Genomic DNA, 19,030 nt, shown 5'->3' on the forward strand with positions numbered 1-19,030 from the left:
CTGTTCCCTGCCTTTCTTACAATCCGTCGGACTACCAAAAAGCTATTTAAAAGGGAACAGCCGTAGCATTGCAGCTACATGTGGCAGCAGGAACCGTTTCCGGTGTCATCGAGCGAACGCTGCAGGCGATTGTCGACGCTCTGGCTGTTTCCTTCCGGCGGCAGGTCCATGGCGATGTTGGATGCGAAGAAGCCGTTCGGTTTCAGCGTGAAGCCGGCATATTCCACGGGCATGATCGGAAAATCCTCGGGCTTGCAGACATGGGTATGGCCGAAGGAATGCCAGAGCACGACATCGGCATTCTCGATTTCGCGGTTCTGCTTGACATAACCCGGCAGGCCGTCGCCGCCGGCATGCACGTTCGGATAATCGCCGCTCGCATATTTTTCCCTGGCATCGAAGGCCGTGACCCAGATGTGTTTCTTGGCGAAGCCGCCGCGCTGGGCAACGGTCGAATCCGGCTGGGCAAGCATGACCGGAGACGGCATGACGACAATCTTGTAGCCCGGCGCCTTGCCGACGCTGTTCTTCATGTTGGTGTTGGAGACTTTCCAGTAACGGCCGGTCTCGCCATTGGCGAGTGCCGGGGAATCAAGTTCGCGTTTCAGTACACGCGTCCTGGTATCGAAGACATTGCCATAGGGATTGTCTTCACCCCAGGGACGCGGCACGAACTCATGCTCGGTTACCGTATTGTCGCCGCCGTCGACATCCATGTGCAGGCGCGCATTGAAGAAATGCTGGTGGGTCGGACCGCCGAGATTGTCATCGACCATGCCGCCCCATGGATAGGTTTCGCCGGTCGCGACCGCTGCCGTCTGGATGATGCCGGTGAGCTTGGCTTCGAGCTGGATCGTGCCGTCCTGGTAGAGATACCAGTAGAAGCCGTAATCATAATTGCCGACGGTTGCGAAGAAGGAGATGACGAGGCGGCGCGAACGGCGCACTTCGAAAACACCGTTGCGGAATTCGTAATGCTTCCAGAGGATGCCGTAATCCTCCTCATGCATGCAGATGGCATTCTTCATCATGAAAGGCTGGCCGAAATCGTCCGCCGCCGGCACGTCGAAATAGTGAATATGGCCGAGGCAGTCGCAGCCGAGTTCGAGGCAGTTGGCCAGGCGTCCGAGACCATATTCGCCGGCATCGAAGGCGCTCTTCCAATAGTGGTTCGCGGTCGGATCGGCATAGGGCACGACCATTTCGGTGACACTGGCGCGAAAGACGACGGGCCTCAGCCTCCCCTGATCCCTGATGCCGAGTTCATGCAGAACGAGGCCCTCGCGCGGGGTAAAACCGACACGGAAACTCCAGTTCTGCCATTCGACTTTCCAGCCGTCGACAGTAAAGCTCGGCCCTTGCGGCTGAACGATATGCAGCGGCGTGAGATCGGACCGCGGTTCCGGGAAGGTTTCGCGGCCATAATTGCGCTTCTTCCTCGGAATCGGAATGATCTTCTCATCGTCGACAAGATCGACCACTCGGTTGGTGATCAGATCAACCACCGCCACCACGCCCTCGATCGGATGTGCGTAGCCGTTGTCACGGATATCCTCGCGCCAATAGGATACGGCGCGGACGATGCGCTTTCCCTTCTCGAATTCGCGGCCAAAATAGCCCGAGGAAAAAGGATCGATCTGGATAAGCGGAATATCCTCGTCGGTAATGCCGCGCTTCTTGACGGCAGCGATCCAGCGCGGATCGGATTTGACGGTGCCTTCAACGGTTTCGAACTCGCACAGCATGACCGGCGGCTGGCCATAAGGCAGTTCATCAAGAGGCAGCCGGATATAGGAGGACACCGTGCCGGCAGTCAGGTCTACGATGCCCTCGACGGTTTCGCCATTGCTGATATCCATCGCCAGGATGAAGGCGAGGCGCGGCAGCCTGTCGCCCAAGCGATGAGCGGCAAGATCCGCCTTGGTCGGCTCCTCCAGCCGGGTTATCGGAAAGCGGAAGGTGGGTGCGAGTGTCTGCGTATCCTTGAGTATGGCAACGGCAGAAGCGATCTCGTCGAGGCTCAGAGGATCGAGCGGATGGGTGACTGCGACAACGGCGTCCATGGATATACCTCTTTGGTTTTGGGCCTCTTGGTTTCGGAAGAGACGACGCACCATGGCGCGTCGCTAGCTGCGGTGATCAGGATCGACCGGAGCAGATCTGCGTCTCGATCATCATCGTGCCTCGATGAATGCAGAACACTGAGCAGAAGGCGTGCGCTTCAACGGCAACCAGCAGTGTTGCGCCGGCAAGGATCGCGACCGCGAGAACGAGAAGGCAATCGACGGGTGCAAGTTCGACAACGGCACTCATTCGAAGACCTTTCCAAGGGAGGCGTAGAGAGCGGGCTTGGATCTCTTGACCTGGATCGCAAACAGCGCGCCAAGAATGCCCACCAGCACCATGGCATAGGGGAAAGCCTTGACGATCGGGCTTTCGCTGCCGGAAAGGAGTGAAAGATTGGAGCTGACCAGCACCAGCGAACCAACGAGGCCGAGGAGCGCCAGCGCCGGCGCGATCATCGTGGTCCAGGCGCTATATCTGTTCGGCGTCTTGCGGAAGAACATGACGATCGCGACGGAGACCAGCACCTGCACCAGCAGGATACCGATACCTGCGAGCGCTGCCATCCACGAGAACACAACGGTGTAAGGATCGGCACCAAAAATCACGAACAGGCCAAGGATGACGGCCGCGATCAGACTTTGCAGCAGACCTGCAGCATAGGGTGAGCCATGCTTGGCGTGCACCTTGCCGAGCACCTGTGCGGCCAGGCCTTCACGGCCCAGGGCGAAGAAATAGCGGTTGAGCGTATTGTGGAAGGACAGGATGCAGGCAAACAGGCTGGTGATCAGCAGCACGTTCATCACCTGGCTCGACCACGCGCCGAGCACGGAATTGGCGGCGGCGAAGTAGAAGCTGTCGAGGCCGGCAGCAGCAGTGGCCTGCACCTTGCCCGGACCGTAGAATTGCACGATTGCCCAGGTGGAGAAGGCATAGAAGAGTGTGATGAGCAGCACAGCGACATAGGTGGCACGGGGAATGGTCTTTTCCGGATCTTCAGCTTCCTCGCCGAAAATGGCCGTAGCTTCGAAGCCGATGAACGAACCGATAACGAAGACCAGCGCCGCACCAAGGCCGGGCGCGAAGACCGACGATGGCATGAAGGAGGAGAAGCTGGTGCCTTCCGGTCCGCCGCCTGAAAAGACGATGGCAAGATCCAGAACCAGCAATATGGCGATTTCAGCAATCATGCAGACGCCGAGGATCGCGCCTGAGAAGGCGATGTTGCGCTGACCGCAGACCAGCACGACGACGAGTGCTGCGAAGGCCCAGCCCCACCAGGGCAGGACCAGCCCAAGCGGCGCTATGGCATTGGCCATGAAGAAACCGAACAGGCCGTAGATGGCGATCTGAACCGCGCTATAGGTGACCAGCGCCATGAAGGCGCCACCCACACCCGCCGGCTTGCCGATGCCGTGGGTGATATAAGTGTAGAAAGCGCCTGCCCCGCCCACATGCCGGCTCATGGCGGTGAAGCCGACCGAGAAGAGCAGGTAGAGCAGGCCGGCAAGCACGAAAGCGCCGGGGACGCCTGCGCCATTGCCGAAGGCAAAGGCGGCCGGCGAGGCGCCGACGACGGCCGTGAGCGGCGCGGCCGCGGCAACGACGAAGAACACGATGTGGGCGAGGCCGACCGAGTTCCTGGCCAGACGACGCTCCGGCGATAATGGTGCGGGCATGCTTGCTTCCAGTGTCATGGAGAACCCCTCTTTGCTTGTTTGTTGCCAAGAAGGTAAGCCCGGCGATCTGGCCCCGAAATTGCAGTTTATGCCAATGAATCGATAATTCGCGCCACGACGGTCACCGGAGACGCTGAAAATGGCAGTTGCATCGCATTTGATCAGCCGCATGCCCGCAGTTGCTTCTATTCGAGCCTCCGTCTTGATCCCGCTGGTGCAACAAATCGATAAAAGATCCGGGAAAGCCGACCTTCTTCTCGCTTCGCACGGCATTCTGCGCTCGCAATTGGAAGATCCCTACGCTGTCCTGCCTATGGCGCGTTATGTCGCGCTGTTCGAGGAGGCCGCGACGATAACCGGCGAACCGGCACTAGGAGCTCGCATGGGCACCGGGTTCAAGCCCGCCGACATCGGCCCCATCGGAATGCTCTTTGCGCTCTCGCCGACCATTCGCAGCGCTTTCGAACGGCTGTCGAAATATGTGAACGCGGTCCAGGGCGCGACCAGTTCCGGCGTGTTCGAGGAGAATGGCGATTTTGTCTGGAGCTACCGTATCGTCGATCCAGCGATGTGGCCGCGCCGGCAGGACAGCGAATTCACGATCGCCGCCTCCTGTCAGCTCGTCCGTTCGTGCTTCCGCCATGGCTGGCGGCCGATCGAAATCCAGCTCGAGCATCACGCCCCGCGCGACGCCAGTGCGCTGGAACGCATCTGTGGCGCGCCCATCCTGTTTGGCCAATCCGGCAACCGGATGGTCATGAACAGGGCGGAGGCTGATCGTGTGCACCGTGCGGAAGACAAAAGCCTGATCGAAATCCTGGAGCGGCATATCGGCGATCTGGTCAACGAGCCAGCGGCCGGCGATATCGTCACTGAAAAGGTCCAGGCTCTGATCAGCATCTATCTCGGCCGCAAGCCGATCACAGTCGCAACCCTTGCCGCCGAACTGAAGATGTCGCCGCGGAGCCTGCAGCGCCGGCTGTCGGAGGAAGGCGTGTCGCTTCGCGATCTCGTTCGCCAGCATCGTCAGACACTCGCCGCCCACTATCTCGGCGACCGACATGCCGCACCGATGTCCGAAGTTGCGCGTGTCCTGGGTTATGCAGACAACACCGTGCTCTGGCGTGCGCTGCGATCCTGGGAGAAGAAGGGGAACTACCCATCTTCGACAGGTTGAAGATGTAGCAGTCGAGTAAATGGACGATCGGAACGCTAACGGAGACCGCCCGATTGCTGCCCTACGGCCCAGCCCCAAAAAACGCCAGCCGGGTGAAGATCGTGTAGTCCGCTTCCGATACCATCAGCGCCACGAAAACCAGCACCAGCAGCGGCGGCAGCAGGATGGCGTAGACGAGCGCGAGCCGTTCCCAGGCCATATGCATGAAGACGGCGACGATCAGCCCGGCCTTCAGCATCATGAACACGAGGATCAGCGTCCACCTCAAGTAGCTCTGGACGCCGAGATAATCGACCATGTAGGACGCCGCGCTGAGCACGAAGAGCAGGCCCCAGACGAGAAAATAGAGCCGGAGCGGATGCTGCTGTCCGGTGTGTGCCTGTACATGCGCCGTTTGCACTTGTGCATGCGCCGTTGTCTCGCTCATGACGACCTCACCACAGATAAAAAAACGCGAAGATGAAGACCCAGACCAGGTCGACGAAGTGCCAGTAGAGGCCCATGATCTCGACGGCCTCATAGCGGCCTTTCCGGCTGGTGAAAAAGCCGCGCCGTTCCACGTCGAAATCGCCCCGCCAGACCTTGCGGGCGACGATGATGAGGAAGATGACGCCGATCGTCACGTGGGTGCCGTGAAAGCCTGTTATCATGAAGAAGGTCGATCCGAATTGTGCCGCCCCCCATGGGTTCTCCCAGGGGCGCACGCCTTCGGTGATCAGCTTCGTCCATTCGAAAGCCTGCATGCCGACGAAGCAAGCGCCGAGAAGCGCCGTCAGCAGCATCAGGATCGCGGTCGTGCGGCGGTCGCGGCGATAGCCGAAATTCACCGCCATCGCCATGGTGCCGCTGCTCGAGATCAGCACGAAAGTCATGATCGCAATCAGGATCAGCGGAACGTCCTCACCGCCGATATGCAGCGCGAAGACCTCGCTCGGATTGGGCCACGGAACGGGCGTCGACATGCGGGCCGTCATATAGGCGATCAGGAAACAGCCGAACACGAAGGTGTCGCTCAAGAGAAAGATCCACATCATCGCCTTGCCCCAGGAGGCGGTCTTGAAGGCGCGCTGATCAGAGCTGAAATCGGACGCGACACCGCGCAGACCGGCCGGCCTGAGGCCTGGCTCGCCGTGTGTCTCGATAGTCTGTGCCATCTGCAAACCCCTTAGTTCAGTAGTGTGCGGCAGAGATCGACGAAATCATTCGCCCAGCCGGCGAAAAGCGCGAAGAGCAACAGCCAGACAGCGAGCATGAAATGCGAATAGATGGCGGAAAGATCGACGCTGAGGCGCAGTCTCTCCGGCGCGACATCAGTTGAAAATGCCCTGACCGTCGTGTGCGCGAGCACGGCAAGCCCGCCGAGGATATGCAGCCCGTGCAGGCCGGTCAGCATGTAGAAGAAGCTGTTGGCGGGATTGTCGACAAGCACGTAGCCGGCCGCCACCAGCTCCCGCCATGCCTGGACCTGTCCGACGAGAAAAGCGACGGCAAGGACAAACGCGGCGGCAAGCGCCGGCCGCAGGTTTTCCATGCGGCCCTGCCCCGCTTCTCGTTTCGCCCATTGCAGCGAGGCACTGCTCAAGGCAAGTGCCGCGGTGTTCACCCAGAGCAGCCGGGGAACCGGCATCGCCCACCAGTCGGCGGACGCCGCACGCATGAAATAGGCGCTGACGGCAAGGCTGAAGAGCGCGCCAACGACGCCGAGAAACACGAAGAGGCCGATCTTCACCGCCGGCACCGGCGGCCGGTCAGCGCTGTGATGATCCGGCAGTTGCACCGATCCGGTTTCCAGCCAGGGCTTCGAGGTCAGCCGCTGCCCGGAAAGCCACCAGATGATGATGGCGCCGATTGCAGCAAGGAAGACCAGGATGACGTTCATGCGTGGACCTCCCGGGTGACGCCGTCGCTTGACGGCACATTCTGCGGGATGAAATCCTCAGCCGCCCCCGGCACGCTGTAGTCATAGGCCCAGCGGTAGACGACGGGCAGGTCCTTGCCCCAGTTGCCGTGGGCCGGCGGCGTCTGCGGCGTCTGCCATTCGAGCGTCGTTGCCCTCCATGGATTGCCGCCGGACTCCCTGCCCCGGAAAAGGCTCCAGACCAGATTGAACAGGAAGACCATCTGCCCGGCTCCGACAACAAGCGCCATCACGGTGATGAAGATGTTCAGCGTGTGGGCCGAAGGCGGAACGAAAGCCGTCTCTCCCATCTCGAAGTAACGGCGCGGCACGCCGAGCAGGCCGAGATAATGCATCGGAAAGAAGATCGCATAGGTGCCGAGGAAGGTGACCCAGAAATGGATCTGGCCGAGCACCTCGTCGAGCATGCGTCCCGTCACCTTCGGATACCAGTGATAGATCGCCCCGAAGATGACGAGGATCGGCGCCACCCCCATGACCATATGGAAATGCGCGACGACGAACATCGTATCCGATAGCGGCACATCGACGACGACATTGCCGAGGAAGAGGCCGGTCAGCCCGCCATTGACGAAAGTGACGATGAAGGCGAGCGCAAAGAGCATCGGCAGCGTCAGGTGGATGTCGCCGCGCCACAGCGTCAGCACCCAGTTATAGACCTTGATCGCCGTGGGCACAGCGATGATCAGCGTCGTGGTGGCGAAGAAGAAGCCGAAGGCCGGGTTCATGCCGCTGACATACATGTGGTGCGCCCAGACGACGAAGCTGAGCGCGCCGATGATGACGATCGCCCAGACCATCATGCGGTAGCCGAAGATGTTCTTGCGCGCATGGGTGCTGATCAGGTCCGAAACGATGCCGAAGGCCGGCAGCGCCACGATATAGACCTCCGGATGCCCGAAGAACCAGAACAGGTGCTGGAAGAGGATCGGGCTGCCGCCGCCATGCTGGAGCTGCGTGCCCATCTCGACGATGGCGGGCATGAAGAAGCTGGTGCCGAGCACGCGGTCGAAGAGCATCATGACGCAGGCGACGAAGAGCGCGGGAAAGGCGAGCAGCGCCATCACGGTCGCAGTGAAGATGCCCCAGACGGTGAGCGGCATCCGCATCAGTGTCATGCCGCGCGCCCGCCCCTGCAACACCGTCACCACATAGTTCAGCCCGCCCATGGTAAAGCCGATGATGAAGACGATCAGCGAGGAGAGCATCAAGAGGATGCCCCAGTCCTTGCCGCCGGGTGTACCTGATAGAACCGATTGCGGCGGATAGAGCGTCCAGCCGGCCCCTGTCGGGCCGCCGGGGGCGAAGAAGCCGGCGACCAGGATCAGCACCGCAAGCAGATAGATCCAGTAGCTCAGCATATTCGCATAGGGAAACACCATGTCGCGGGCGCCGACCATCAGCGGAATGAGGTAATTGCCGAAGCCGCCGAGGAAGAGCGCGGTCAGCAGATAGATCACCATGATCATGCCGTGCATGGTGATGAACTGGTAATAGTGATCGGCATCGATGAAGGAGAGAGCGCCGGGAAAGGCGAGCTGAATCCGCATCAGCCAGGAGAGCACCAGCGCCACCAGGCCGATCGAGATGGCCGTGATCGAATATTGCACGGCGATGATCTTGGCGTCCTGGCTGAACACATATTTGGTCCACCAGCTGTGCGGGTGATAAAGCTCGACATCCTCGACTTCGGCGGATGGGATGCTGCCGGATGGAATCTCGACCATGATCTCTCTTCCCTTTCCCAAGCGGTCTGCAACTGCTTCTCCGGTTCCTTGAACCGGTACGCGGCCTCCGGCCGGTTCAGTTTGCCGGCGGCAGCTCTCCCGATGATGCCGTCAACTGGGTGAATGTCTGCTGCTGCCCGAGCCAGGTCTGGTAGTCCGCGTCGTTATCGACGACGACGGTGCCGCGCATTTGCGGATGGCCGACGCCGCAGAGTTCGGCGCAGAGGATCTCGAAGGTCCCCGTGCGCGTCGGCGTGAACCAGAAATAGGTGATCATGCCGGGGATCATGTCCATCTTGGCGCGAAACTCAGGCACGTAGAAATCGTGGAGCACATCGACGGAGCGCAGCAATATGTGGACCGGCTTGCCGATCGGCAGATGCAGCTCGCCGCCTTCGATGATGACGTCGTCAAGGCCGCTTGCATCATTCTTGTCGAGGCCGAGCGGATTTTCGGGGGTGACGTCGCGCGTCTCGGCCCGGCCGAGCTTTCCGTCGGCTCCGGGCAGCCGGAAGCTCCACAGCCATTGTTGGCTGACGACCTCGACCGATGCGGCATCGGCAGGCACCGTGATGAACTGGTTCCACACGATCAGGCCAGGCGCCAGCATCGCCGCGACGCCGACCGCCGTTCCCCCTCCCAGCAGCAATTCCAGCCTGCGGTTCTCGGGCTCATAATGCGCCCGGTTGCCTGGCTTGTGCCGGAAGCGGAAGACGCAATAGGCCATGAACGAAACCACCGCCACGAAGACAATGCCGGTGATCCAGAAGGTGATGACGAGGGTGCTGTCGATATAGGTCCAGTTGGACGCGATCGGCGTCCACCACCACGGGCTCAGCACATGGAACAGCACCGAGCCGACGACAATCAGGACGAGGATCAGCACGACAGCCATGTCCGCTCCTCCTCGAGCAGTGACCCGTGAAACCGCATTCCGTAAAAAGTCCGTCTTTATTATCGCACAGATAGAAAATATCGGCAATTACCGCAATTTAGGCACGCGCCACCGGCCGCGACCCGTCATTTGAAGTAATGCCCGCAGTTGGAATATTGCCCATCATTTGGAATATTGTTTCAGATAGGCGATGAGATCGGTGATCTCCTGGTCGTCCTTCACGCCGACGAAGGCCATCTTCGTGCCCTTCACCTTCGCCTTCGGATTGTGCAAATAATCGCGCAGCACCGTCTCGTCCCAGACAAGACCACCCTCGCCAGCCGCCTTCATACCGGCCGAATAGGCAAAATTAGGATGCGTTCCGGCCTTGCGGCCGAACAACCCGTTCAGCGACGGGCCGACCTTGTTCGTATCGGAATCGACGATATGACAGGTGGCGCATTTCTTGAAAACGACAGCACCCGCCGTCGGATCGCCCTCCTGAGCCCCGGCGTTACCAGGACAAAGGGCAATCACGGCAGCACCGATCAGCAGTACAATACGGTAATCCACGGCAAACCTCTTCCTCCTGAAGGGTTCCCACCCACTCGCACCATCCGCCGTCTCTCTCCCGCGAATGGTGTCGCGATATCATGAAGATTAGTCGTTCGTGGGTGCAAGTCAATCGGTTCCACAATTTGGACGCAGGCCGGGCCTGTTCCAGTCTCGGGAGGGTCCGTCACCCCAGAGAATTGGATATTGACGCCGGTATCGGCGACGACATACTTGCTTGAAGCCCCCACAGTCGAAACCAGCCCCAGGAAAGGCGCGCAATGTCGATTGCTGAAATTCTGTCTTTTGCTTTCGTCACCGCGCTGCTGATCATTTCCCCCGGCCCCAACGGCGTCCTCATCGCCAAGACGGTGCCGGCCTCGGGGCGTGGCGCCGGTTTCGCCAATATTGCCGGCTTCGTCGCCGCCTTCTATGTGCACGGCACCCTGTCGATCTGCGGCATCTCCCTGCTGCTGGCGCAGTCGGCGCAGGCCTTCCTCGTCGTCAAGATGGTTGGCGCCGCCTATCTCTGCTGGATCGGCATCAAGGCGCTGGTCGGCGCCTGGCGCGGTTATGCTGCCGTAACGTCAGTGGACCCCTTCCCGTAAGGTAAGGCACCTCCCCCGCGCCTTCCTCGAGGGTTTCCTCACCAACGCCCTGAACCCGAAGGTGTCGATGTTCTACCTCGCGGTCTTCCCGCAGTTCATCCACCACGATGCCAATGGCCGGGCCGCGATCGGCGAGGCTTTCCTTCTGGTCACCGTCCATGCCAGCCTCAACGTCATCTGGTTCGGCTCGATGGTCATGCTCTTTGCGAGGCTCGCCAGAGCTGCGCGCAACCAGCGCTTCCAGCGCTGGTTGAAAGCCGCGACAGGCGTGGTCTTCATCGGCTTCGGCGCCAAGATGGCAACATTGCAGGCCGGATAGCGAAGACGGGCAAACCGCCTTCGTCACGGAAAGGCTGGGCGAACGTCCGGAGGGCGGTAACAGGATCAGCGACCTGCCGCCGGGGCTGGATATGATGCTGGTCTCGCGCCACCCCAGCAGCCGCCATTTGACTACGTCCCGATCGAAAGCGCCTCTTCTACCGCCAACTCGGCCATGGCGAGAGCGGCCTCGCGGGTCCTGGCGGCGGCGATAAAGCGGCCGTTGTGGCAGAAGCTCGCGCCCTCTACTCCACAAGCCGCCTCCAGCTCACCATTGGCGAGACCGGCCCAGGCTGCCGGCAGGTCGGCTCGGAGCTCGAACCCGTCCTCGGCGCGGCGGATGCCGGTCACGCACCAGTCCTTTTCGCGCGGGTGGACGACGAACAGCAGGTGATCGGCGCCCGCCTTGACGATGGCGGGACGGAAGGGCATTCCCCTCGGCAATTCCAGAACACGCCCCTGCCCCGCAGCCTCGATTGCCCGCTGCACGATCGCCTCGGCCCGCAATTTTGCAGCACTCTGGGCAATCCTGGCCTCGACGAAACTGCGGGCAATGGCAAGGGCCGCGTGGAAGGCGCGATCGTCGGCGTCAGGGGCCGTCTCGTCGAAAACCGGTTTCAGGGTCTCCAGCAGCGCCGGCAGTGTCAGCCCGGCCAGCGGCCCCGACGGGCTAAACGCGCCATTGTCGGTCAGATCGATCGGCAGCACGAAGCTGGCGTCGAAAGAGCCATGCATCGCTTCCACATGTGCTTCGGGAAGGCTGGAGGCTGCCAGATAATCACGGCCGTAATGCTTCCAGATCAGGCCGAACGAGCTGTAGGGCTGGCCATCGTCGCGTAGCGGCGCGGCGCGCTGGTGGTGATCGAATATCCCGGCAGCAGGATCATAGGCTCCGCCGACATCATAAATGATCCGGTCTTCGCCCGGCGTGATCCACTCCGGCGCACGGCTGCGGACAATTCGCGCCTGCGGGAAAAGCCGGGTCAGGATGACGCTCGACAGCAATTCGTCGGCATGAAAGCCACCGGAATGGGTGACGAGGAAATCGGGGATCATAGGAGCTATGCGCCTTGTCGTTCGCGGAGAGTCCGCTTGCAGGTCGGCACCAAATAACCGTTGCCGGCTGCTATCTCAACCCATACCTTAAATCGGAGTCGATTTAAGAATAAAATGATGCAGCAATCCAATGTGTTACAGCGTCCTTTCTCATGTCACCGAGATACCGGCCTCTAGAAGGATTCATCGAAGCCCCTGAAGGGTGCATCAGGAGTAAGTCCGTGGAGATCCCTCAGCACTTTCACATTGTCGAGACGGCCGGATGGCTTGTGAACCACCGCATCAATTCTGCCCTTCCCGGTTACCTCATGATCAGCTCCAAGACCGACACCAACGATCTGTCGGATTTGTCCGAAGATGCTTTGGCCGAATTCGGCCCATTACTTGCAAGGGCTCAGAGTACCTTGAAACAGCAATTGAATGCTCAGCGCGTCTATATCGGCCGATACGGGCACACGCCTGGTTACCCGATCCATTTTCATGTGATCCCGATATATGACTGGGTGGAGGAGTTGTTCTGGAAGGACAGTCGATATCGCTTGCTCGAGAATTTCGCAGAGGGACCGGGAGAAACCGCCACGGATGGCGCGGAACTGACGCTGTTTGTCTGGCGCGAGTTCTGCGAACGCGCAGAGCCGCCACCGGTCAAAGGGCCATCGGTCTCAGAGGCCATCGAGCTGCTGCGGGAGACAATGCGGTTTCCGGCGCCTCAAGCCTAAGACAACATCGGTCCCGACTGTCCTGCGACGAGCGCACGGCCGGCTGCCGCGCCGGCATGCAGGCAGATGAGCCCGATCGCCGCGAGAGAATTGATCAACAGAATATCAGCGACCACCGCTGCCGAAAACGCGCCCTCGCCGGACGGAAGCACCACTGTTGCGGCAAACAGCACGCCTTCATAGGCAACGAACCCGGCCATGAAGGCGCCGACCATCGTGACGGTAAGATCGGCCGAGAGACGAAGTACCAGGAGCGCCGTAGCCAGGCATGCAAATGCCGCGATACCGATCGCCAGACCCCAGGCATAGCTGTCCCAGGTCTGGGGATAACCGAGCACGAGATATCCGACCATCTGGTTGGCGAGCCAGGCCAGCAGAACAGCCGTCGCCGCCATCCGCCGGGGAAGAATGACCGCCGATACCGCCGCCAACGCCACGAAGGGCGTGACACAGGCAAAAAGCAGGCTGAGGGCAACGCTCGCACCTGAAATGATGGCCACCCAGGCGACAGCAAAGCCGGGTGCGACAGGGCGCAGGGGAAGCTGATTTCGTTCGAGCATCTCGGAACTCCATTCGACCGCAAGAAATAATACGCCAGTCCGGGAAAAAGGCTAGCGAGCCATACCTCCTCCTTGAGACCGAAATTCCCGGCCATCCGTCAATCCATGACGTATTGGATGTGATGCCGGCCATGCACGGCCGATTTCTGGACATGGGCGCGAACGCCGAAGACCCGGCCGATCATATCCTCCGTCAGCACCTCCTCCGGCGCGCCGGAGGCAATGACCTCGCCTTTCTGAAGCACCGCCAGCCTGTCGCAGAACATAGCCGCCAGGTTGAGATCGTGCAGCGCGACGATGCAGGTGATGCCGAGCTTTGAGATCAGCGAGAGAATGTCGAGCTGATGCTGGATATCGAGATGGTTGGTCGGCTCGTCGAGCAGCAGTTCGCTCGGCGCCTGTGCCAGCGATCGGGCAATATGGACGCGCTGGCGCTCGCCGCCCGACAGCGTTTGCCAGAGCTGGCCCGCCCTCTCCCGCATGCCCGTCCGCGACAGGGCCTCGTCGACGGCGGCGTCGTCTCCGGCGCCCCAGGACGACAACAGCCCGCGATGCGGCGTGCGGCCAAGCCGCACCACGTCGCGTACGGTCAATTGCGTATCGGTCGTCGATTGCTGCTCGACGAAGGCGACGCGACGCGCAAGGGCTGCGCGCGACAGCGAGGAAATGTCGTCGTCGCCCAGCCTGATGATGCCGCTGCGAACCTTGCGCAGCCGGCAGATCAATCTGAGAAGGCTCGATTTGCCGGAACCGTTCGGCCCGAGCAGCCCGAGCACCTTGCCCCTTTCCACCGTCAGGCTGACGCCGTTGACGATGACGGTATCGCCGGCGGCAAAGCTCACCTCATCGACGCTGATGCTCATGCCTTCCCCCGCACACGATAGAGGATGACGGCGAAAGCCGGTGCGCCGAAGAGTGCGGTGACGACCCCGATCGGCAGGATCTGCTGCGGGATGATGATGCGCGAGACGATATCGGCGCCGACCATGTAGATCGCGCCGCCAAGCGCCGTTGCCGGCAGCAGCCGCCTATGCGCCGGCCCGACGAGGAAGCGGGCGGCGTGGGGGATGACGAGGCCAACGAAGCCGATCGAACCCACCATGCTGACGACGCTTGCCGTCATCGCCGCCGTCATGGCGAACAGCACGATTTGGACGCGGCGTACGGCAATGCCGAGCGAGGCGGCGGCATCCGTGCCGAAAGCGAAGGCGTCGAGCGCCCGCACATGGGCCATGCAGATGATGAAGCCGGCAAGCGCGATCGGCACCGACAGATAGACATCCGGCCAGCGCACGCCGCTGAGCGAACCCAGCAGCCAGAACAGGATGCCGCGCGCCTGTTCGGCATTCGCCGATGTCGTCACAATGTAGGAGGTGAGTGCACTGAAGAGCTGCGAACCGGCGACGCCACACAGGATGATGCGCTCGCCGGTTCCCCCCGCACCCGTCGCCAGGAAGCCGACAAGCAGAAAGGCGATGGCCGCACCGATGAAGGCGCCGCTCGACAGGCCGAGAACACCGTAGCCGAAGCCGAGGATCATCACGCAGACGGCTCCCGTCGAAGCGCCGGCGGAAATGCCGAGCACGTAAGGTTCGGCCAGCGGATTACGCAGCAGTGCCTGCAGGATCGCACCGCAAAGCGAGAGCGATGCGCCGGCGCTGGCGGCGACGAGCGCGCGGCTCAGACGATAATCCCAGACGATGCCCTGGTGGATGCGGCTGAGCTCGAAATGCGTTCCGAACAGCCGGTTCGAAACCGCTTCCGCCGTCGTCGCAACGGGAATTGCGATCTCGCCGATGGAAACGGCAAGGCTGATCATCAGCCCGAGCAGGAGAAGTGCGGCCATGGTGAGCGCGGCAAGCGCCCACCATCCCTGTTGCCTGACCGACATTGCCCTCACTGCGCCAGGCCGAAGGACTTGATGCCGTTCGCCAATGTCTCGATGCCGTCGATCGTACGGATCGTCGGGTTCATTGATTGTGCGTCCATCATCACGAAGTGCTTGTTTTTGACCGCATCCAGCTCCTTGGTCACAGGATCGTTCTCGAGGAAATCGACCTTGACCTTGGGATCGTCAGCCGCGTAGCGGCGGCGGTCCATGGTTGCGAGCACGATCACCGCCGGGTTCGCCTGGGCGATGGTTTCCCAACCGACCAGCGGCCATTCCTCTTCCGTGGTGATGACGTTCTTCGCGCCGATCGTCTTCAGAATATAGGCGGGCGCGCTGTTTTTACCGGCGATGAAGGCGTCGCCATTGACCTCCTTGCTGGAGAACCAGAAGACGATGGGCAGGTTCTTGCCCGAGGCGCCTGATATCGAAGCGACGGCATCCGCCTCGCGCTTTTTCAATTCCGAAATCAGCGCATCACCGCGTTCCTTCACGTCGAAGATCTCCGAGAGCTCGGCGATTTCCCGGTAGATCAGCTCCATCGTGAACAATTCCCCACGCACGCCGTCGCCGCCATCGGTGTTGACCTTGGCGACACAATCGGCCGGCGCCAGATAGGTATTGATCCCGAGATCCTTGAACTGCTCCCGCTTGCCGACCGAGCCCTGTGCGCCGACATGCCATTCGAACTCGGCCGCCACCAGATCGGGCTCCTGCCCGACGACGGATTCGAAGCTCGGGTCGTTGTCGGCAAGTCGCTTTATCTTGCTGTTGGCCTCGGCATATTGCGGCAGGACGGGACCGACCCAGACGGCCGTTCCGGCGATCTTGTCGGCAAGGCCGAGCGAGAAGAGCACTTCCGTCATGCCCTGGCCGATCGAAACGATTTTGGACGGCGCCTTTTCGAAGGTCACCTGCTGACCACAATTGGTCACGGTCAAGGGATACTGGGTCGCGGCAAGGCTTGGTGCAGCAAGGCCGGCGAGCCCGAAGGCAAATGTCATGGTGGCGAGAATCTGGCGCATGGAAAACCTCGATGAAGGGAAAAATCACGGCCGTTCCGCGCATATGCGCGGACCGAAAGCACGCTTAGGCGCACTAGCCGCAGGAGGCCCAATCGAGACGGATGCATGCCGGAATTCGGCGAAGGTTCAGCAGGTCAATCATATCTGTTCCTTGTCCGGGCATCCCCGCCCGGTTGATTGGATCGTGATTGACGGCAGGTCTCCTGGCTTGCGGATATCCGTCGTTTCATCCGCCTTCCCGCAATATCTTGCAGTGGCAGGGCCATGAGCCCTTCAGAGGTGGCCAGTCGCTGGCCACTCCTGAGATGATCGACAATCCGCTTACAGTTGCGGGGGCAGCCACGGTCTCGGTCCCTGCTGGGTCGTCCTCACCGTGTTCCCTATTAATCCCCTTGGAGTCATCTTTAGGGAACCGTCGCACCCAGTTACGTCGCCTGCCCGCGCGCCGTCAATGATTATTCCGAAGGCGCCATGCCGCCAGCAGATAAATATATCGCGCGTATGGCTTCACGCCGCCGTTCGGTGCGCGAACTGCCGGTCGCGGCTTGGCGAACAGCACCTGGGGCAAAGGCGCCCATCCCGCCAGCCTGAATTTCGGCGATTGCTTCGCCTACGAGGTGGCTCGGGAACATGGGTGCCGGCTGCTGTTTGTCGGCGACGACCTCGTCATGACCGATGTGGAAAGCGCGCTTTGAACGATACGGCGATTGCCAGCGCCCGCCGCCCCTACAACGCATCCAGCGGAATCTTCAAATACCGCCTGCCATTCCCTTCCGGCTCGGGCAGCCGCCCGCCGCGGATATTCACCTGCAACGCGTGCAGCATCAGCTTCGGCTTGGGCAGCGTACGATCGCGCGCCTGGCGCAGCGCCACGAAACCGGCCTCGTCGATGCCCGCAATATGCGGATTGGCGCGCTTCTGCGCCGCCACTGTGCTTTCCCAGCGCGGGTGGCGGCCGCCCGGCTGGTAATCGTGGCCGGAAAAGAGCCGGGTCTCCTCGGGCAGCAACAGGATGGCCTGGATCGAGTGCCAGAGGGCGGCAGCACTTCCGCCTGGGAAATCTGTGCGCGCCGTGCCGGAATCCGGCGTGAACACTGTGTCGTGCACGAAGGCGGCGTCGCCGATTACATAGGTGATCGAGGCAAGCGTATGGCCGGGCGAAAACATCACGCGGGCTTTAAGCGCACCGATCTCGAACGTATCGCCATCGGCAAACAGCCGGTCCCATTGCGAGCCGTCGGTTTTAAGCGCCGGCCAGTTGTAGATCTCCTTCCAGAGCGTCTGCACGTCGGTGACATGGGCGCCGATCGCCGTCGGCGCGCCGGTCTTCTCATGCAGATAATGCGCGGCGGAGAAATGATCGGCATGCGGATGCGTGTCGAGGATCCACTCGACCGTCAGCCCTTCACTTTTGATATGAGCAAGGATGGCGTCGGCATTGGCCGTCCCCGTCGCCCCCGACATCTCGTCGAAATCGAGCACCGGGTCGATGATGGCGCAGCGTTTCGTCGCCGGGTCGGAAACGACATATTGCACACTGCAGGTGCGGGGCTCGAAGAAGGCCTTCACATCAGCCGCCTGCCCTGACCGCTTTTCCAGCCAGCGGCGCGCGCCGGCGAGATCGAAGCCGAGGTTTTGACCAAAAGCTTCGACTTCCCCGGGCTTCATCCGCCCGTCGAGCACCTCGCCCAGCGCATAGAGGGTCAGCGCCCGCGTGCCGCTCTTGCAATGGGCGACGACCGGTCCCTTGGCCTCGGCCATCGCCGCCTGGAAGGCACGGATATCGGCTTCGGTGATCTCGGTCCCCTTCACCGGCACGAAGCTGTAGGTGAGTCCGGCGGCGGCGGCGGAAGCCTTTTCCGCCGTATTGCCCGGCTGCTCCGGCTCCTCGCCATCCGGCCGGGCATTGATGACGGCGGCAAAGCCATCCGCCGCGAAAGCGGCAAAACCTGCGGCGTCGGGCTGCCCCGCCACCGATATCAACTCATTGACCCTCACGGATGTCATCGAAGCCCCCGCGCTGCCCGCACCAGGCATTATCGCACGTATATCGATACAATCTCACAAGTATATTGCCGAACGCAAGAATAGGCGCTTGGTATTCCTCCGTGCCCGTCGCCGGCCTGAAGAGCCTGACGACGCCGGCGGGAGACGCAGCCCAACTCCCGTCCATCCTGACGTGTATCGTTCCCCCCCCCCTCGCCCAACACACACCCTTTCGATCAGATTTTACCGATGTCTTTCAGAGGTTCGAAAACACCCTTCGATATATCGCGTAAAAAAGGGGGATCGAATGCTGGATGTGCTTTTCTCTTTCCGTGGGCGGGTGGCAAGGCTGCAGTATTTCTGCACGAGCACATGCATCGGCCTTGTCTTCGGCGCAGTGCTAGCTGCTGTTCTGCTGGTGATGAGGCAGCAGGGCACCAAGGACTTCTTCACGGTCTTGATTGCGCTGGGGATCCTGTGCGGACCGCCCCTTCTGTGGGTTAGCTACAGCTTGCAAGCTGCAAGAATACGCGACATGGGTTTCAAGCCGAAGCCCATTCTGTTGGGAGTGATCTCACTCAACATCTTTGTTTTTTTCGTCGCGCTGCTTTTTTCCGGCTCTGCCGCTGTATCGGCATTCTCCACAATCGCCAAGATCGCCAATTTTACATTGAATGCGTCACTCCTGTTTTGCCCGAGCGATTATCGTTTCACTTGGACATCCCCTGATACCGATGAGCCCCAGCGACGCGAACCGCCCGTGGCACCTAGGCATCGCGTGACGACGACCGACGTTCCCAGACCTCAGGTCAATGGCGCAAGACCTGCATTTGGACGCCGGGGAATGGAAGGACAGTGACGTCGATCGTTCGATGCCAC

At 61.1% G+C, this 19,030-nt stretch carries 18 protein-coding genes, 2 pseudogenes and 1 riboswitch; of the genes and pseudogenes, 5 read left to right on the forward strand and 15 right to left on the reverse strand.

Annotation, left to right across the window (positions count from 1 at the left end; all coding sequences use genetic code 11):
* Window positions 1-74 precede the first annotated feature (74 nt).
* From J3P73_RS15560 to J3P73_RS15570, 3 genes are all read right to left on the reverse strand, one after another.
* On the reverse strand, window positions 75-2,063 hold the full coding sequence (locus tag J3P73_RS15560; RefSeq protein ID WP_130692128.1) for a primary-amine oxidase: 1,989 nt from the start codon (window positions 2,061-2,063) through the stop codon (window positions 75-77).
* 76 nt (window positions 2,064-2,139) lie between these two features.
* Window positions 2,140-2,313 carry a hypothetical protein gene (locus J3P73_RS15565; protein ID WP_165410329.1) on the reverse strand — a complete coding sequence of 58 codons (174 nt, stop codon included), beginning with the start codon at window positions 2,311-2,313 and terminating at the stop codon, window positions 2,140-2,142.
* Window positions 2,310-3,761 (reverse strand): APC family permease, encoded by a 1,452-nt coding sequence (locus tag J3P73_RS15570; protein WP_130655822.1) that lies wholly within the window; start codon window positions 3,759-3,761, stop codon window positions 2,310-2,312. Before J3P73_RS15570 ends, J3P73_RS15565 begins: the two co-directional genes overlap by 4 nt.
* A gap of 121 nt (window positions 3,762-3,882) precedes the next feature.
* On the opposite strand from J3P73_RS15570, the gene J3P73_RS15575 reads away from it, so the two are divergent.
* Window positions 3,883-4,920, forward strand: a complete 1,038-nt coding sequence (locus J3P73_RS15575; protein WP_207579658.1) for an AraC family transcriptional regulator — start codon at window positions 3,883-3,885, stop codon at window positions 4,918-4,920.
* A 61-nt stretch (window positions 4,921-4,981) separates the two neighbouring features.
* Here the strand turns inward: J3P73_RS15575 and J3P73_RS15580 are convergent, their stop codons facing one another.
* From J3P73_RS15580 to J3P73_RS15605, 6 genes are all read right to left on the reverse strand, one after another.
* A complete protein-coding gene (locus J3P73_RS15580; RefSeq protein ID WP_018074376.1) occupies window positions 4,982-5,347 on the reverse strand; it encodes a cytochrome C oxidase subunit IV family protein in 366 nt (121 codons plus the stop codon).
* Window positions 5,348-5,354: 7 nt separating this feature from the next.
* Entirely contained in the window at window positions 5,355-6,074 is a 720-nt protein-coding gene (locus tag J3P73_RS15585; protein ID WP_018074375.1) for a heme-copper oxidase subunit III family protein, read from the reverse strand.
* Between the two features lie 11 nt (window positions 6,075-6,085).
* Window positions 6,086-6,799: a cytochrome c oxidase subunit 3 gene (locus tag J3P73_RS15590; RefSeq protein ID WP_018074374.1), complete on the reverse strand. Its 714-nt coding sequence runs from the start codon at window positions 6,797-6,799 to the stop codon at window positions 6,086-6,088.
* The gene (gene ctaD, locus J3P73_RS15595; protein WP_018074373.1) at window positions 6,796-8,565 is read right to left on the reverse strand and encodes a cytochrome c oxidase subunit I; all 1,770 of its coding nucleotides are present in this window, start codon (window positions 8,563-8,565) and stop codon (window positions 6,796-6,798) included. The genes J3P73_RS15590 and ctaD overlap by 4 nt, the downstream gene beginning before the upstream one ends.
* A 76-nt stretch (window positions 8,566-8,641) precedes the next feature.
* Window positions 8,642-9,460 carry a cytochrome c oxidase subunit II gene (locus tag J3P73_RS15600; RefSeq protein WP_018074372.1) on the reverse strand — a complete coding sequence of 273 codons (819 nt, stop codon included), beginning with the start codon at window positions 9,458-9,460 and terminating at the stop codon, window positions 8,642-8,644.
* Between the two features lie 162 nt (window positions 9,461-9,622).
* Window positions 9,623-10,012, reverse strand: a complete 390-nt coding sequence (locus tag J3P73_RS15605) for a c-type cytochrome (RefSeq protein ID WP_018074371.1) — start codon at window positions 10,010-10,012, stop codon at window positions 9,623-9,625.
* A gap of 260 nt (window positions 10,013-10,272) precedes the next feature.
* On the opposite strand from J3P73_RS15605, the pseudogene J3P73_RS15610 reads away from it, so the two are divergent.
* A pseudogene (locus J3P73_RS15610) lies at window positions 10,273-10,918 on the forward strand (LysE family translocator).
* Window positions 10,919-11,049: 131 nt separating this feature from the next.
* Here J3P73_RS15610 and J3P73_RS15615 read toward each other — a convergent pair.
* A complete protein-coding gene (locus tag J3P73_RS15615; protein ID WP_024322459.1) occupies window positions 11,050-11,973 on the reverse strand; it encodes an MYG1 family protein in 924 nt (307 codons plus the stop codon).
* Window positions 11,974-12,194: 221 nt separating this feature from the next.
* Here J3P73_RS15615 and J3P73_RS15620 point away from each other — a divergent pair, with 221 nt between their 5' ends.
* Window positions 12,195-12,692, forward strand: a complete 498-nt coding sequence (locus tag J3P73_RS15620) for an HIT family protein (protein ID WP_130655826.1) — start codon at window positions 12,195-12,197, stop codon at window positions 12,690-12,692.
* Here the strand turns inward: J3P73_RS15620 and J3P73_RS15625 are convergent.
* The 4 genes from J3P73_RS15625 to J3P73_RS15640 all read right to left on the reverse strand — a co-directional run bounded on the left by J3P73_RS15625 (window position 12,689) and on the right by J3P73_RS15640 (window position 16,165).
* Complete coding sequence (locus J3P73_RS15625) at window positions 12,689-13,252, reverse strand: hypothetical protein (RefSeq protein ID WP_075224011.1); 564 nt, start codon at window positions 13,250-13,252, stop codon at window positions 12,689-12,691. The two genes, J3P73_RS15620 and J3P73_RS15625, sit on opposite strands and share 4 nt — an antisense overlap.
* Window positions 13,253-13,350: 98 nt before the next feature.
* Window positions 13,351-14,115, reverse strand: a complete 765-nt coding sequence (locus tag J3P73_RS15630; protein WP_024322461.1) for an ABC transporter ATP-binding protein — start codon at window positions 14,113-14,115, stop codon at window positions 13,351-13,353.
* Window positions 14,112-15,143 carry a FecCD family ABC transporter permease gene (locus tag J3P73_RS15635; RefSeq protein ID WP_029768217.1) on the reverse strand — a complete coding sequence of 344 codons (1,032 nt, stop codon included), beginning with the start codon at window positions 15,141-15,143 and terminating at the stop codon, window positions 14,112-14,114. The genes J3P73_RS15630 and J3P73_RS15635 overlap by 4 nt, the downstream gene beginning before the upstream one ends.
* A gap of 5 nt (window positions 15,144-15,148) precedes the next feature.
* Window positions 15,149-16,165, reverse strand: coding sequence for an ABC transporter substrate-binding protein (locus J3P73_RS15640; protein ID WP_130664788.1), 1,017 nt, complete (start codon window positions 16,163-16,165; stop codon window positions 15,149-15,151).
* 176 nt (window positions 16,166-16,341) lie between these two features.
* Window positions 16,342-16,597, reverse strand: a riboswitch (cobalamin riboswitch).
* Window positions 16,598-16,713: 116 nt separating this feature from the next.
* Between J3P73_RS15640 and J3P73_RS15645 the strand changes: the two are divergent.
* A pseudogene (locus J3P73_RS15645) lies at window positions 16,714-16,860 on the forward strand (type II toxin-antitoxin system VapC family toxin); the annotation flags it as partial.
* Between the two features lie 31 nt (window positions 16,861-16,891).
* On the opposite strand, the gene blh reads toward J3P73_RS15645, so the two are convergent.
* Window positions 16,892-18,172, reverse strand: coding sequence for a bifunctional sulfur transferase/dioxygenase Blh (blh, locus tag J3P73_RS15650; protein WP_130692130.1), 1,281 nt, complete (start codon window positions 18,170-18,172; stop codon window positions 16,892-16,894).
* A 286-nt stretch (window positions 18,173-18,458) separates the two neighbouring features.
* Here blh and J3P73_RS15655 point away from each other — a divergent pair, with 286 nt between their 5' ends.
* The gene (locus J3P73_RS15655; RefSeq protein WP_130664790.1) at window positions 18,459-19,010 is read left to right on the forward strand and encodes a DUF805 domain-containing protein; all 552 of its coding nucleotides are present in this window, start codon (window positions 18,459-18,461) and stop codon (window positions 19,008-19,010) included.
* Window positions 19,011-19,030: the final 20 nt, after the last annotated feature.

The organism is Rhizobium ruizarguesonis, assembly GCF_017357285.1.
GTDB lineage: Bacteria > Pseudomonadota > Alphaproteobacteria > Rhizobiales > Rhizobiaceae > Rhizobium > Rhizobium ruizarguesonis.